The sequence below is a fragment of the Pedobacter kyonggii genome, assembly GCF_004310665.1.
GTDB classification, from domain to species: Bacteria; Bacteroidota; Bacteroidia; order Sphingobacteriales; family Sphingobacteriaceae; genus Pedobacter; species Pedobacter kyonggii.
Window position 1 is genome coordinate 21,613 of the sequence record NZ_SIXF01000013.1, and the last position, 14,283, is coordinate 35,895.

Below are 14,283 nucleotides of genomic sequence, written 5' to 3' on the forward strand. Positions count from 1 at the left end.
AACAAAAAAATATAAAAATGAAAAAGTATATCATTCAATCTATCCGCTTAACCCTAGTACTATTGGTACTGTTATGCGTAGTATATCCCATCACAGTGGCCTTTATCGGCAAAATGTCTAAAGGAAACGGGGGAGGAGAAAAAATCACCAAAAATGGTAAAACAGTAGGTTATGCGCTATTGGGTCAATCTTTTACCAAACCAGAATATTTCTGGGGAAGACCATCAGCAGTTGCTTACAATGCAGCAGGTTCTGGAGGTTCTAACAAAGGTCCATCTAATCCCGACTATTTAAAAGAAGTTCAGTCCCGTATTGATACTTTATTGAAATACAACCCAGGTATCAAAAAATCTGATATCCCTGCCGATATGGTTACCGCATCAGGAAGTGGGCTTGATCCAAATATTTCTGAGCAAGGCGCCAGGATTCAAATCCAACGAGTAGCAAAAGCCCGAAATATAGATGAGAAAAAGGTGAAAGAACTTATCGCAATGAATACCCTTAAACCCTTTATGAGCCTTTTCGGGCCATCATCGGTAAATGTGCTGAAGCTGAACCTTGCCCTTGATGAGCTTTAAATGGTGGTTTGCTGTCTGTCCGAAAGCGTTTGCCAAAAACTTAAGGGATAGATAACAACGGAGACAGGTTGCGGAGGTTTGTCATTCCCAACCCGATTGGGCCACGCAGTGCTCATCGCAGATAATCTTAATGCGAATGTATTGTGTATTAAGATTCCCGCCTGCGCGGGAATGACGACCGCTCTTTAATTAATACCCAAAAATTAACAATAACAAAGCAGATGGGGTTCGTAAAAAACGAGCGCGAACCTCATGGGCTTTGCCTTACACAAAACAATTCCTTTTTTATGAAAAAAATATTATTACTTGCCGCTACAATGACCACTACATTCTTCGCAAAAGCACAGGAAGAACCAAAGATTAAAGTAACCGGCTATCTTGAAGCCTACTATGGATATGATTTTAACAAACCCGCCGATCATAACCGCCCAGGCTTTATTTATTCACATAACCGTGCAACCGAGGTAAACCTAAACCTTGGTTTTATTAAAGCGGCTTACGATAGTGGAAATATCCGCGCAAACTTAGCTGTAATGGCAGGAACTTATACCAATGCAAACCTTGCTGCTGAGCCGGGTGTATTAAAAAATATCTTCGAGGCCAATGCTGGCGTGAAATTATCCAAATCGGAAAACCTTTGGGTTGATGCCGGAATATTTTCTTCACACATCGGTTTCGAAAGTGCGGTTTCAAAAGATTGCTGGGTACTCACCAGAAATATTTCTTCAGAGAATACCCCTTATTATGAGTCGGGTGCAAAAATTACCTATGGCACTAAGGATGGCAAATTTACAGCAACAGCACTTTACCTTAACGGCTGGCAACGCATTACCCGCCAGAATGGAAATAATAAACCTGCGGGCGGACTTCAATTAAGCTGGAAACCAACAGACAAGATCACGGTAAACTACAACAATTATCTTGGAACTGAAGGCGCTGATTCGGTTAGGGTAAATAGGTTTTACCACAACGTTTATGGTATCTTTCAGCTTACCGATAAATTTGGTGTAACCGTTGGACTTGATTATGGAACCCAGCAAAAACAAAAAGGAAGCAATGATAAAAGCGAGGTGATTTCACCCGTAGCAATCCTTCAATACAAATTTGCACCAAAATGGGCTGTTGCCGGAAGATTCGAATATTATGAAGATAAAAACGGGATTTTTATCGCAACCGGAACACCGCAGGGTTTTAAAACCAAGGGCTACTCGTTAAATGTTGATTATTCGCCTATAACAAATGCCGTAATCAGATTGGAGGGAAAAACCTATGATAGTAAAGACAAAATATTTGCAAGAGAAGGTGCTGCGGTAAATGCAAATGCAACCGTCACTGCCAGTATAGCGGTTTCGTTTTAATGCGGTTCGCTTGCGCGGGAATGAGGATTACTCTTTAAAATTTGTCATCCTGAGCCTGTCGAAGGACTAGCCAAAATGCATGTTAAGCGTTTCGACAGGCTCTCCGTAGGAGTCCTTCGGACAACGTGGCAGATTAGTATAATTTTAATATTAAAACAATGCATCCATACATAGAAATCTTATTCAGCCTGTTTTTAGCATTTCTTGGAATGTTAATGATGAGAAAATTAAGCTTTTTAAAAAGGAAAAGAACATCTGCTATCAAAAAAAGTTATGCTACTGAAAAATACTTTAAACTGCTTTCCAGGAAGATTTCACTTAAATTTATGCTGATATTATTTACCCTTATGATGATGATCACAGTTACTATATTGATAGAGAAGGGAATAATGACTGTTGCCTGGTAAAAAGATCATGGAAGAAGAACAAAAAGAAGAATCAGTCAAACACTTTTTGGATCTGGTGAAGAAATCCAGACGCGGAAAGTTAAAGATCTATATTGGCATGAGTGCTGGTGTTGGTAAAACTTATCGGATGCTCCAGGAATCGCATGCATTATTGCGAAATGGAGTAGACATTTGCATCGGTTATGTTGAAACCCACAAAAGAGTAGAAACAGAAGCACTTGTTGCAGGTCTTCCCATTATTCCAAGGCGAAAAATCTTTTATCGGGGCAAGGAAATAGAAGAAATGGACTTGAAAGGAATTATGAACCGCCATCCCGAGATTGTTATCGTTGATGAACTTGCCCATACCAATGCCGAAGGCAGCAAAAACACCAAACGCTGGCAGGATGTGTTCGACCTGCTCGAGGCAGGGATTAGCGTGATCTCGGCTGTTAATATCCAGCATTTGGAAAGCATTAATGAGGAAATTGAGCAGATTACAGGGATAGCTGTTACCGAACGTATTCCAGATAAAATATTGGAAATTGCCGATGAGATTGTAAACATCGACCTTACGGCTGACGAATTGGTTACCCGCCTTAAGGAAGGCAAAATTTACGATCAATCAAAAATTGAAAGGGCACTCGGTAATTTTTTTCAATCCGATAAAATTCTTCAGTTGCGCGAACTGGCCTTAAAAGAGGTGGTGCACCAGGTAGAACGGAAAATTCAGACCGAAATTCCAAAATCAATTAAACTTCGGCCCGAACGTTTTTTGGCCTGTATTTCTTCTAATGCCGAAACTGCAGGGGTAGTGATCAGGAAAACTGCAAGACTGGCCTCCTATTACCGATCGCCATGGCTTGTACTGTATGTGCAGAGCGATAATGAAAGTATGGAGCGCATTAAACTCGATAAACAACGCCATCTGATTAACCATTTTAAACTGGCTACCGAGCTTGGGGCTGAAGTGATCAAGATAAAAAGTAATGCGATAACCAAAACCATCATCGATATTGCCAACGAGAAAGAAATTACCACCATTTGTATTGGAAAACCACATCTTAATATTTTCCAGGTGATGCTGCGTACAGCGATTTTTAATGGCTTACTGAAGAATCTGGCAATGAAGGATATCGATTTGGTTATCCTATCTTAAATAAAAAAGCAATTCACATCATTCTCAAATAATCAAAACCATATTCCTTTATATTGAGTTGAAATAATAGGACCTATAGAAGCAATATGGAAAAAAAAGATACTAAAACACATTTGATTAACGAGATCGCCACTACCGGATTACAAACTGCGGCTAAGAAATTAGGCGCTTCGGCAAGTAAGGCACAGATTAGAAAAGGTGTTTCTAAAAACATCAGTTTAATTGATAAATTATTGCGCATTGCGCTGATTAAAAGTAAAGATTCGTCGAAACGGGTACAAATAGATATAGAGTTTGTTGGCCTGGGGATTATTGCAGCACATACCTTTTACCGCGGCTTTAAAAAGAAAAAAAGGTTATTGATTTTTGAAGGCGTTTTTCTCACCGCTGCTCTTGGAGGGGTACTATTGGCCACGAAGTTTAAAGCTGTAAAGTAAAAGATTAATTCTCGCATCCTGGTTTCCCTCATGGCATGCCAATCACCGAAGCTGCAACTATAAATAAAGACCTGTTGGTTTTTATCAGATCATAAACAGAAAATATTTTTCCCATTTTATAATATAACCAAGCCTTGAAATGTAAATTTCGGGGCTTTTTATTTTGGTTTAAACTGCTGTAATGGAGGAATTGGGGCAATGTCATTAACCTAAGTTTTTTTACCACAGATGCTCACAGATAAACACAGATTTAAGTACTGTATCTGTGTTTATCCTTTTTATCTGTGGTTAATTTTCTTTTGCCTTAAACTCTTAAGTTGATGGCATTGGGGAGCACAGAAATATTTTTTTGCTGCACGTAGGGGTAAGGGTCGTGTTTATTGTCTCATTTTAAAATTAAACAGAAATGAACACAACTTCGACAAAAATTAAAAACAGCTTTGCAACAAACATCAACTTCAAAAAAACACCTGGTGTTAAAGCATTGGGTTTAGCGGTATTATTAAGCACCGCGTTAAATGGTTTTGCACAGGAAGGCAAAAAAGGGAAGGTAAATATTGGTTTAGTGTACCCGGTAAGTACCAACGGAACCCATGCCGCGTTAGATACAAACGTATTTTCTTTAAATGCATTGGTTGGCGTTTCGGCAGCAGAAAAAGGACTCTCATTCGCAGGTCTTTCCAATATTGTACGTAAAAATGCAAGTGGTACACAGTTCTCAGGTTTTTCTAACCACATTGGTGGCAAAGCAAGTGGTGCACAGTTTGCCGGTTTTATCAATACTTATGGTGGAGGGAATGGGGCCGCTATTGCAGGTTTCGCCAATATCTCAAAAGAAAACAGTGATGCTCAGGTAGCTGGTTTTATGAACTGGACTTCGAAAAATGTTTCTGCTGTGCAGGTTGCTGGTTTTATGAATAAAGCCGCCGATGTAAAAGGATCACAAATTGCAGGTTTTATCAATGTGGCAAAGAAAGTGAAAGGCGTTCAGCTTGCTGGTTTTATTAACGTGGCCGATAGCAGTGATTACCCGATCGGGATTATCAATATTGTTAAAAACGGTGAGAAAAGTATTGCTTTAGCTACCAATCAGAATTTAACTACCATGGCCACATTCAGATCGGGCGGGAAAGTATTATACGGTATTATCGGCGCTGGTTATAACTTTAAAAATAAAGATGAAGTTTATGCTTTCGAAGCAGGTTTAGGTGCTCACTTTTTTCAATCAGAACACTTTAGGCTAAATGCAGAACTTACCGCGGGTTCATTGCAAAACTTTAAACGGGGCAATTATTTCAAATCTACCTTTCAGCTACTGCCGTCACTTAGGATAGGCCAAAATTTGGAAATTTTTGCAGGCCCATCATTCAATTTTGTATCAACCAATACCGAAGAGGGTAAAACCTTACAGAAACACTATGTAAAAAGCTGGGATAGAAAAGACAATACCTTAAACGCCCTGTTTTTAGGTTACACAGGTGGCTTAGCAATTAGTTTTTAAGATGAATGATTGAGTTTTGAATGAGAAAATGAAGCATTATCTTATGTTCAATCAATTTGTTCTTCTCTCATTCAATTATTAAAAGATATATATTTGATTACAATTAAACCCGTGGAATTAACAGCAGTAGCTTCCGAAATTAGCCATCAATATCATGATGATACCGCATTTGAACATTTGTTCAAAACGCATTACAATGCGCTGCACGCTTATGCTCAGGTGATTTTAAAAGATGAAGATATTGCTGAGGAAATTGTACAGGGAATGTTCTTAAAGTTTTGGGAAAAAAGGGAGAGCCTTAAAATACAATCTATAAAAGCATACCTCTACAAATGTGTTTACAACGATAGTTTAAATTATATTAAACAGGAAAAAACCAAAAGCAAATACCAGGAATTTACGGTACACACCATGAATACAGAACATGAACCTGCTGCGGCAAAAGTCGAATTTACAGAGCTACAGCAGCATTTAAGAGATGCTCTAAACCATTTACCAGAGCAATGCCGCACCATTTTTCAAATGAGCAGGTTCGAAGAATTAAAATACCGCGAAATTGCCGATCATTTAGGTTTATCAATCAAAACGGTAGAAAATCAAATGGGAAAGGCTTTAAAGATTTTAAGACTAAAACTTGCCGATTTCCTGGTGTTAATTTTACTCGGATTATGGTATTACAACGATTTTTTTAATTAGAAGAAAGCGCATGACTGACGAATTATTGATAAAGGTTCTTCTAAAAGAGAGTACTATAGAAGAAAACGAAAAGGTAGAAAAGTGGCTAAATGCTGCCGAAGCCAATAAAAAGCATTTTACGCAGTTAGAAACCATCTGGCAGGTAAGCAACACCCTAAAAAACGAAAACAAAAGGGATGAAGAACAGGCGTGGACAAGTTTTAAGGCAAGAAGAGCAGATTTAAAACAGGAAGGCGACAACAGCAAACGGTTAATTACCAGTAAAGTTTGGCTAAGGATAGCAGCAGTTTTATTTATTGCTGTAGGTGGATGGATTGCATATAATTTATACAGCCCCGAAAGTTACACTGAACTCACTGCTACCTACCAGGTGCGTACCGAAGCCTTACCTGATGGATCGGCACTTACCTTAAACAAAAATACTAAAATAAGTTATGCAGCTAATTTTAAAAACAACAGAAAACTGAAATTGGAACGAGGTGATGTGTTTTTTGATGTGGCCAAAGATAAAACGCACCCTTTTGTAATTGATATCGAAAAGATAAGTGTAGAAGTAGTAGGTACCTCCTTCAACATTAAGCATATAAAAAAGGATACTGAAATTAACGTAGAAACCGGAATTGTGAAGGTTCGATTGGGCAATGATGAAATTAAGCTTTATAAGGGTGAAAAAATCCACATCGACGGCAATACCCAAAAACTGGTAAAAGAACAAAGTACCGATCAGCTTTACAACTATTACAGAACCAGATTAATTCAGGGCAATAACCTTCCGTTATGGAAACTGGTCAACACTTTAAATGAAGCATACGGAAGTAAAATTAAGTTAGATGATAAAGTTAGAGACTTAACGATTACCACCACTTTCAAAATGGGTTCGTTAAATGATATTCTGATCGTTACCTGTGAAACTTTAAATTTAAACCTGACCCGTAACGGCAACATTATTTTGTTGTCTGATAAAAAATAATGAAGACAAAACTGATTATCTTATTGCTTTTTATTTCGGGCTATTGTAGTGCACAGGTTACCACAGTCGATTATAGAAGGAATTTATCAAAAGGAGTAAGCTTAAATGTTAAACAGGAACGAGTTGGTAATGTTTTGCAGATGATAAGCAAAGCGGGTGGATTCTATTTTTCTTACAATAGTGTGCTGTTCAGACAGGATAGCCTGGTTAACCTGAATGTGAAAAATGTTCCGGTGCGCGAGGTTTTAGATCAGCTATTTGATGGTAAGGTAGATTATAAAGAAAATGCCGAATACATTATTTTACGCTATGCTGTAAATCATTTAACAATAGAAGCAGCGCACATTGCTAATGGCGACAATGAGTATGCAATAAGCGGTTATGTGGTTGATACCCGAACAGGCAATAAAGTTAAACAGGCCAGTGTTTACGAAAAAAAACTGCTTCAGGCTGCGCTTACAGATAACAACGGTTATTTTACCCTGCGTTTTAGGGGTGAGCACAGTGGCGTAATTTTAACGGCAAGTAAAGAAACCTATCGCGATACAGCGCTGGTTTTCCTGGCTGATATCAATATAAAACCTGAGAAATACGAAGATCCAGACAAAGAGAAAGGCGCATTTTTCTCCAACACTTTTGGAGGACGTGGAATATGGCGCTTTTTGCTATCCTCAAAGCAACGCATTCAGAATCTGAATATTCCTGATTTTTTGGCACAAACACCTTTTCAGGCATCTTTTACCCCTGGCTTAAGCTCGCATGGCAGCATGAGTTCTAGTGTGGTAAACAAGGCATCTTTAAATATACTTGGTGGTTATACTGCCGGAACAAATGGCTTTGAAATCGCGGGTGCGTTTAATTTAACCAAAGGCGATATTAAAAAGATTCAGGTAGCAGGCTTGTTTAATATAGTGGGTGGATCAGTAAAAGGTACCCAATTTTCTGGCGCCTATAACGATGTAAATATGAATGTAGACGGTTTGCAGGCGGCTGGTTTGTTAAATAGAGTAGAAAGTAAGGTAAGAGGAGTACAATTGGCCGGAGTGGGGAACCTTGCCGGCAAAGATGTTAAAGGAGCACAGGTAGCCGGACTGATTAATGTGAGCAAAAATGCCACAGGGGTTCAGCTGGCGGGTGTATTGAATAAATCCTCAGGCCGTTTAAAGGGCATGCAGCTTGCCGGGTTGGTTAACCAAGCTAAAAACATGGATGGTTTTCAACTGGGTGTGGTAAATCTGGCCGATACATCATCGGGCATCAGTATCGGTCTGATCAATTTATCCAATAATGGCTACCGCAAAATAACAGTATATACCAATGAGGTCATTAATACCAGCATCGCTTTTAAAACCGGAAATGCCAAATTATATACTTTATTAATTGCGGGTAAAAATTTTTCAGATACTGCACGCGCATTTACTTTTGGATTAGGTCTTGGCCATGATTTTATATTAAACAAACGTCTTGCTATTGCCGCCGAAGGAACGGTCCAATCCATATATCTCGGTAATTTTGAAGAAGCAAGCAACCTCTACAGGCTACAGGCAAACCTGCAGTTTAACGCATTATCGAAGCTGGCTATTTTTGCTGGACCTGCCTATTCATATTACGTGAAGGGAGAAGCTATTCCTGGCGAAAATTATAAAAAGGAAATGGCGCCTGCCTGGAGCCATCATTTTAAAAACGGGGCACAAGGCTGGTTAGGTTGGTATTTTGGCGTTATGGTTGCTCTGTAGATCGTTTATTTTTGCCAATTTTATGACTGCAATTAATTAAATGGCTATATTTGATTACCAATTTTTAATTTTATGTTATTATTCGCGGTTCCGCTATATTTTATTGCCTTTTTTGGTTGGATGATATATGCTGCCTTCATAAAGAAAAACCTTAAACAAAATATGCCTATGGTTTATTTTGGAGGTGTGTTCAGTTTGTTGTGGATGGTGATTATAACTATCGCCTATATTTGATAAATCGTTCCGTTTCTATTAGTGTTGCTATTGCGATTATAATAAGCGGAAAATTATCTGCATCAAGCTATTTACCCTCAATAGCTGTGCTTATATGTTCAATAAACCTGATTGGAGAGAAAAGCCCGGAGTGTAACGAGGACTTGTAACGGAAAGCAGGAGGAACACTGAAAATAGCATCTGCATTTGCTTTCCAAAACAATAGTGAAATATTAAACTGTTTTTTATTAGAAAAGTGGCTAAGTAGCGGCATAGAAACTTGAGTCGAACCAGTTCCTGGCAGAGGATTTTACTGGTTTCGCTGTTTGAATTGTGGGCATTTGTTGTAATATTGATTAAGTTCATTTTGTTTATGCCTTTTAAATCTATTATCCAGATAAAGAAGGAGAGTTTCCTCAAACTGAATGAAAATTGTTTTCTAAGGGTTTAATAAAAGATAAAATCACAACTGCCATAGGGTTGTCACTCCAACTGCTAAATTTGCTGCATGGTTAAAATAATTGAGGGATCAACTGTTCCTGAAAATTATTCTATTAATTGCGAAATAGTGGAAAACAGAGTGAAAGATATAGAAACTTTTTGTCCCATCAACATCAAAGAATGGCGGGATTGGTTAGCAGCCAATCATGAACTTAGATCGTCGGTTTGGCTTGTTTATGGCAAAAAGGGTTCTGGTTTGCCAAGTATTACCTGGAGCGAAGCTGTAGATGAGGCCCTGTGTTTTGGCTGGATAGACAGTATAAAAAAGCCTATAGATAAGGAGCGGTTTATGCAGTTTTTCTGTAAACGGAAAACCAATAGTGTTTGGTCGAAAATTAATAAGGAAAAGGTAAAGCGCCTGTTGGCACAAAAACTTATCGCAAAAGCAGGTTTAGAAACCATTAAAAAGGCCAAACAAAATGGGGCATGGACCGCCCTGGATGCCGTAGAAACACTTAAAATACCTAAAGATTTAGCGGCAGAATTTAAAAACAGAAAAGATGCAAAGATTTTTTTTCTGAGTCTTAGTAAATCGGTTAAGAAATCCATCCTGCAATGGATTGTACTCGCCAAAAAATCAGAAACCCGGCAAAACAGAATTTTTGAACTCATAAAATCTTCGTCAGAAAACGTATTGCCAAAGCAATTTCTCCGTTAACGGGCAAACCATCTAAATTAGCTGTATAATTAAATACCTACATTTTTAAAAATGGATATTACCAAAAGATTTGACCGGATATTACAGATATTTTTTCTATTACAGTCTAAATCTGTAGTCACTACAGTAGAATTACAAAAGCGGTTCGAAATCAGTTTAAGAACAATTTACAGGGATTTAAAAGCCCTTGAGGTTGCTGGTATTCCGATCGTAAATGAATCAGGATCTGGCTATTCAATTATGGAAGGGTTTAGACTGCAGCCATCAAGGTTCAGTCAGGAAGAAATTCTCAGTTTAATGGTTGCCGAAAAAGTGATGCAGAAACATGAAACCGAATTTGTCAAAAAATATTTTGAGGCGGCACTTATCAAAATAAAAAGTTCATTTCAGGTGAATCAAAAAAGAGATTTCCTGCATTTAGAAGATACCATACACCTTAAAAACGACTTTAAATCTAATGATTACCTGCCTAACATTATCGATGTTTTACTCAATAGTACCTTAAAGAAAAAAATAACCCATATCGATTACCTCAAGAGTGGTGATATGCATACGGTTAGTCGGTCGGTAGAACCAATTGGTGTATTCTACGAACACAACTTTTGGTATCTTTTAGCCTATTGCCATTTAAGGAAAGATTACCGCAATTTTAGGTTAGACAGGATTAAAAAAGTTTTAGTGCTCGAAGAAAACTTCACCATTACACACCCACCAATTAATGAATTTAGGGATAAAAGTCTATCTGAAAATATCATGAAAGTCGAAATTAAGGTAGACCGGAAGTATGCACATTTTCTGTATTGGGAACGACAGATTTTCGGATTTATAAGCGAAGAAATTTCAGATGATTTTGTGGTCATGTATTTCGAATGTTCCCTTTCTGTTGTTTCTTTTGTCCGCTGGTTTGTTAAATTTGCTGATGTTGCCGAGATTATAGAACCAGCCCATTTAAACAATGAGCTGATTGAAATAATGGAAGCTGGTTTAAAGAGAATAAAAAACAAAGAGGTTGTATCATAAATATAGAATTGTCGTGCTGAGGGATGATTTATTTTATAAAATCGATATAAATAACAGTGAATTGTGAGGAGATAAACGGTCTCAAATTATCGTCATTTCGACCGTAGTGTTCCAAAGGAACTCCTTTGGAGGAGAGATCTTTAAACTTTCGGTAACATAGTTCAAAGATCTCTCCGCTCCGCGTTGCTTCGGAGATGACGACTCTTATATTGGAATTTGCCAATAGTAGCGAATCAAGGGCACTGTTTAAATGTATCCCAAGACGTTTCGACTAATTGTCCCGATTCAACGTGACAAAGACCAAAGGAAATTACAACTTATCATAAACCTTTTTATTGTTTAATAACGGTCCCAGAAAAATGGAGGCTCAATGCCTAATGCCCTTAAATATACAAAGCCTTGCCCGCGGTGATGTATTTCGTTATCAATGAAATACAAAAGGTGGCTAATGATCGAAAACTCGTACTGCCCGAATAATTTAATTGTTTCGTGAAGCTGATCTTCAGAGATTTGGTTAAAGTATTCCACAATTTTTGGGGTATCCTCATCCCATTTTGCTAGTAGCTCTTCTTTGCTATTAAACGGAAGATCATGACTAAAAGGAGCTGTTTCTCTGGTGACCATTTCTTTCAAACCAGGAACATTAATCGATAACAACTCTTTAATTAATGAAGAAAAAGGCCTCATCCCACCGACCGAAAACTCGAACAAATCTTTTTCAGGAAATTTTTCAATGGTTTTTCTGGTTAGTTTTCTGTGGCCTAACCAATGCTGTAGTAATTCGTTTTTAGTAATCATAGTTGCTGACATTATGTTATATTAATTTAATAGAACAAAGCTAAGACTGGCTTATGACAACAGTTTGTCAGTCGAAAAACAGCATGTTATTTTTTATTTAAATTTCTATTTATTTTTAGAATATGAAAGCAAGCCCCAAGACCCCTTTACTGCTCTATTGCTACGGCACCAGATAAATCTTGTGTTTGGTTGATGTGTTTCCGGTACATATTTCCCCAGTCAGACATCGCATCCAGCATCGGTTTCATGGTACGGCCCAAATCAGTTAGACGATATTCTACCCTTGGTGGCACTTCCGGAAAAACAACCCGGGTAATAATCTGGTCTTTTTCCAGTTCTCTTAACTGCGCCACCAACATCCGTTCTGATATGCCGATAATGTCTTTTTTAAGCTCGCCATAGCGCATGGTACCATAAGAAAGGCGGCACAATATGGCAGGTTTCCACCTTCCGCCGATTACCGCCAGCGATGAGGACATGCCACAGCTGTCGATCATCATTTTTTCGTTCAAAGCATTGGTTGATGTTTCTTTTCTCATTTCTTACTTTTTTGTTAGTACCTAACAATTTGTTGCTTACCTGCAAATGTAAAGTATCTCTTTTAATTTAGTAGAAAATTTAAAGAATACAGATGAAAAAATTAACAGATAAAATTGCTTTGGTAACCGGAGGAAGCCGGGGCATAGGTGCAGCGATTGTAAAAAGATTAGCTGCCGAAGGTGCAAAAGTGGTATTTACTTATGCCAATTCACTAGAAAAAGCTTTGGCCGTAGTGGCTGAAGTTGAAGCTGCGGGTGGGCTTGCTGTGGCATTAAAAGCAAGCAGCACGGTACCAGCTGAAGTAACTGGCGCAGTGGCTAAAACAATTGCTGATTTTGGCCACATCGATATCCTGATCAATAATGCCGGTATTTACATTGGCAAAGCCTTTGAAGAACATACCCTTGAAGATTATAACGAAATTATGGCCGTTAATGTACAAGCAGTTTTTGTGGCCGCTTTGGCTGCGGTAAAAGGCATGCCAGAAGGTGGCCGGATCATTACCATTGGCAGTAACATGGGCGATAACGCGGTTGGTCCTGAAACTACTTTGTATACCATGAGCAAATCGGCACTTCAGGGTTTTACACGAGGTTTAGCACGCGATCTTGGTGCCAGGAAAATTACGGTAAACCTGATTCAGCCCGGACCAATCAATACCGATATGAATCCCGCCGATGCACCATTGGCTGATTTCTTGAGAACCCGTATGGCTTTGCCAGATTACGGTACGGTAGAAGATATTGCAGCATTTGTAAGCTTTATTGCAAGTGAAGAAGCCAGATACATCACCGGTTCGTTTTTAACAATTGATGGTGGGTTGAACGCTTAAGATGTTCACCAATAAAGTCAGGTTTTGGTCGGGGCGGCAATTCCCGACCAAAATATTGTAAAAAAATGGATGAGACTAAATTATCTTACCATTAACTGCACGTGAAAGTGCTTCAACCATATTATTCACCTTCAGTCGTTCAAAAATCCGCCGCCTATAATACTTTACAGTATCGGGGGCGGCAAATATTTTTTCGGCAATTTGGTTAATGGTTAAGCCCTGGGCGTGCAGTTGCAATATTTCGATTTCCCTCTTGCTGAGTTTTGGTTTCGCTGATTTCTGCCAGATTTTATTTGTGGTATTCAGTTCCCACAGCTCATCGCTGCCTTGTTTGTAAATATAGATGTTACCCGCCTGCTGGTGGTGCGAGATGGAGACAATACACATCGCTTTCCATATTTTACCTTCGCCAGTTAAAAATAAGGGAGTAAGTTTATGGTTAATCAGCGTGGCTTTACCTTCCTGGTTAATCAGATGAAAATCGTAAGTAATGCTGTATTGTTTTTTTTCTTCATCAGGCAGTTTTTCGAAAAAATCAAATCCGGCTTCGTTAATCAGACTCAATAATGCAAGATCCTTTTCAGGAACATTTTTAAAATAGAATTCATAGCCTAAATCCAATACCTCTTCTGGCGAATAACCACATAAAAACAAGGGGTTTTCTGAAACATACTCAAACACCATTTTTTCGTAATCGATAACATATATGCTTTCGTAGGTTAAACGTGCAAAAGCTTTTATAGCTTCCATGTAATCTTGTTGCTGAAGAAGGTCTTTGGTTGATATTTTTTCAACCTTATTTTTGGTCAGCAGAACGGAGGTAGTGGTATTTTTCATTTAGGGGGCGCTTAATAGCAAATTTACACTAAAGTGTAGCCTTTGAGAATGTTTTTTTACCCA

15 protein-coding genes are annotated in these 14,283 nt (G+C 38.4%); 12 read left to right on the forward strand and 3 right to left on the reverse strand.

Annotation, left to right across the window (positions count from 1 at the left end; genetic code table 11):
- The first annotated feature begins 17 nt into the window (after positions 1-17).
- The 11 genes from EYS08_RS14175 (at position 18) to EYS08_RS14225 (ending at position 11,213) form a co-directional block, all read left to right on the forward strand.
- Positions 18-578 carry a K(+)-transporting ATPase subunit C gene (locus EYS08_RS14175; protein ID WP_131030659.1) on the forward strand — a complete coding sequence of 187 codons (561 nt, stop codon included), beginning with the start codon at positions 18-20 and terminating at the stop codon, positions 576-578.
- Positions 579-865: 287 nt separating this feature from the next.
- Positions 866-1,936 (forward strand): porin, encoded by a 1,071-nt coding sequence (locus EYS08_RS14180; protein ID WP_131030660.1) that lies wholly within the window; start codon positions 866-868, stop codon positions 1,934-1,936.
- A gap of 158 nt (positions 1,937-2,094) precedes the next feature.
- The gene (locus EYS08_RS14185; RefSeq protein WP_131030661.1) at positions 2,095-2,343 is read left to right on the forward strand and encodes a hypothetical protein; all 249 of its coding nucleotides are present in this window, start codon (positions 2,095-2,097) and stop codon (positions 2,341-2,343) included.
- A gap of 7 nt (positions 2,344-2,350) precedes the next feature.
- Complete coding sequence (locus EYS08_RS14190) at positions 2,351-3,481, forward strand: sensor protein KdpD (RefSeq protein WP_131030662.1); 1,131 nt, start codon at positions 2,351-2,353, stop codon at positions 3,479-3,481.
- An 86-nt stretch (positions 3,482-3,567) separates the two neighbouring features.
- The gene (locus EYS08_RS14195) at positions 3,568-3,918 is read left to right on the forward strand and encodes a hypothetical protein (protein WP_131030663.1); all 351 of its coding nucleotides are present in this window, start codon (positions 3,568-3,570) and stop codon (positions 3,916-3,918) included.
- A gap of 406 nt (positions 3,919-4,324) precedes the next feature.
- Complete coding sequence (locus EYS08_RS14200; protein WP_131030664.1) at positions 4,325-5,419, forward strand: hypothetical protein; 1,095 nt, start codon at positions 4,325-4,327, stop codon at positions 5,417-5,419.
- Between the two features lie 93 nt (positions 5,420-5,512).
- Positions 5,513-6,115: an RNA polymerase sigma-70 factor gene (locus EYS08_RS14205; protein ID WP_244215957.1), complete on the forward strand. Its 603-nt coding sequence runs from the start codon at positions 5,513-5,515 to the stop codon at positions 6,113-6,115.
- Between the two features lie 10 nt (positions 6,116-6,125).
- A complete protein-coding gene (locus tag EYS08_RS14210) occupies positions 6,126-7,085 on the forward strand; it encodes a FecR family protein (RefSeq protein WP_131030665.1) in 960 nt (319 codons plus the stop codon).
- Positions 7,085-8,821 carry an STN and carboxypeptidase regulatory-like domain-containing protein gene (locus EYS08_RS14215; protein ID WP_131030666.1) on the forward strand — a complete coding sequence of 579 codons (1,737 nt, stop codon included), beginning with the start codon at positions 7,085-7,087 and terminating at the stop codon, positions 8,819-8,821. The genes EYS08_RS14210 and EYS08_RS14215 overlap by 1 nt, the downstream gene beginning before the upstream one ends.
- A 721-nt stretch (positions 8,822-9,542) precedes the next feature.
- Entirely contained in the window at positions 9,543-10,193 is a 651-nt protein-coding gene (locus EYS08_RS14220) for a YdeI/OmpD-associated family protein (RefSeq protein WP_131030667.1), read from the forward strand.
- Between the two features lie 51 nt (positions 10,194-10,244).
- Positions 10,245-11,213, forward strand: a complete 969-nt coding sequence (locus EYS08_RS14225; RefSeq protein ID WP_131030668.1) for a helix-turn-helix transcriptional regulator — start codon at positions 10,245-10,247, stop codon at positions 11,211-11,213.
- A gap of 339 nt (positions 11,214-11,552) precedes the next feature.
- On the opposite strand, the gene EYS08_RS14230 is transcribed toward EYS08_RS14225, so the two are convergent.
- Entirely contained in the window at positions 11,553-12,011 is a 459-nt protein-coding gene (locus EYS08_RS14230) for a DinB family protein (RefSeq protein WP_244215958.1), read from the reverse strand.
- 146 nt (positions 12,012-12,157) lie between these two features.
- Positions 12,158-12,550 carry a winged helix-turn-helix transcriptional regulator gene (locus EYS08_RS14235; RefSeq protein ID WP_131030670.1) on the reverse strand — a complete coding sequence of 131 codons (393 nt, stop codon included), beginning with the start codon at positions 12,548-12,550 and terminating at the stop codon, positions 12,158-12,160.
- Positions 12,551-12,642: 92 nt separating this feature from the next.
- On the opposite strand from EYS08_RS14235, the gene EYS08_RS14240 reads away from it, so the two are divergent.
- Positions 12,643-13,383, forward strand: coding sequence for an SDR family NAD(P)-dependent oxidoreductase (locus EYS08_RS14240; protein ID WP_131030671.1), 741 nt, complete (start codon positions 12,643-12,645; stop codon positions 13,381-13,383).
- A gap of 75 nt (positions 13,384-13,458) precedes the next feature.
- Here the strand turns inward: EYS08_RS14240 and EYS08_RS14245 are convergent, their stop codons facing one another.
- Positions 13,459-14,220 carry a response regulator transcription factor gene (locus EYS08_RS14245; protein WP_131030672.1) on the reverse strand — a complete coding sequence of 254 codons (762 nt, stop codon included), beginning with the start codon at positions 14,218-14,220 and terminating at the stop codon, positions 13,459-13,461.
- Between the last annotated feature and the right edge of the window lie 63 nt (positions 14,221-14,283).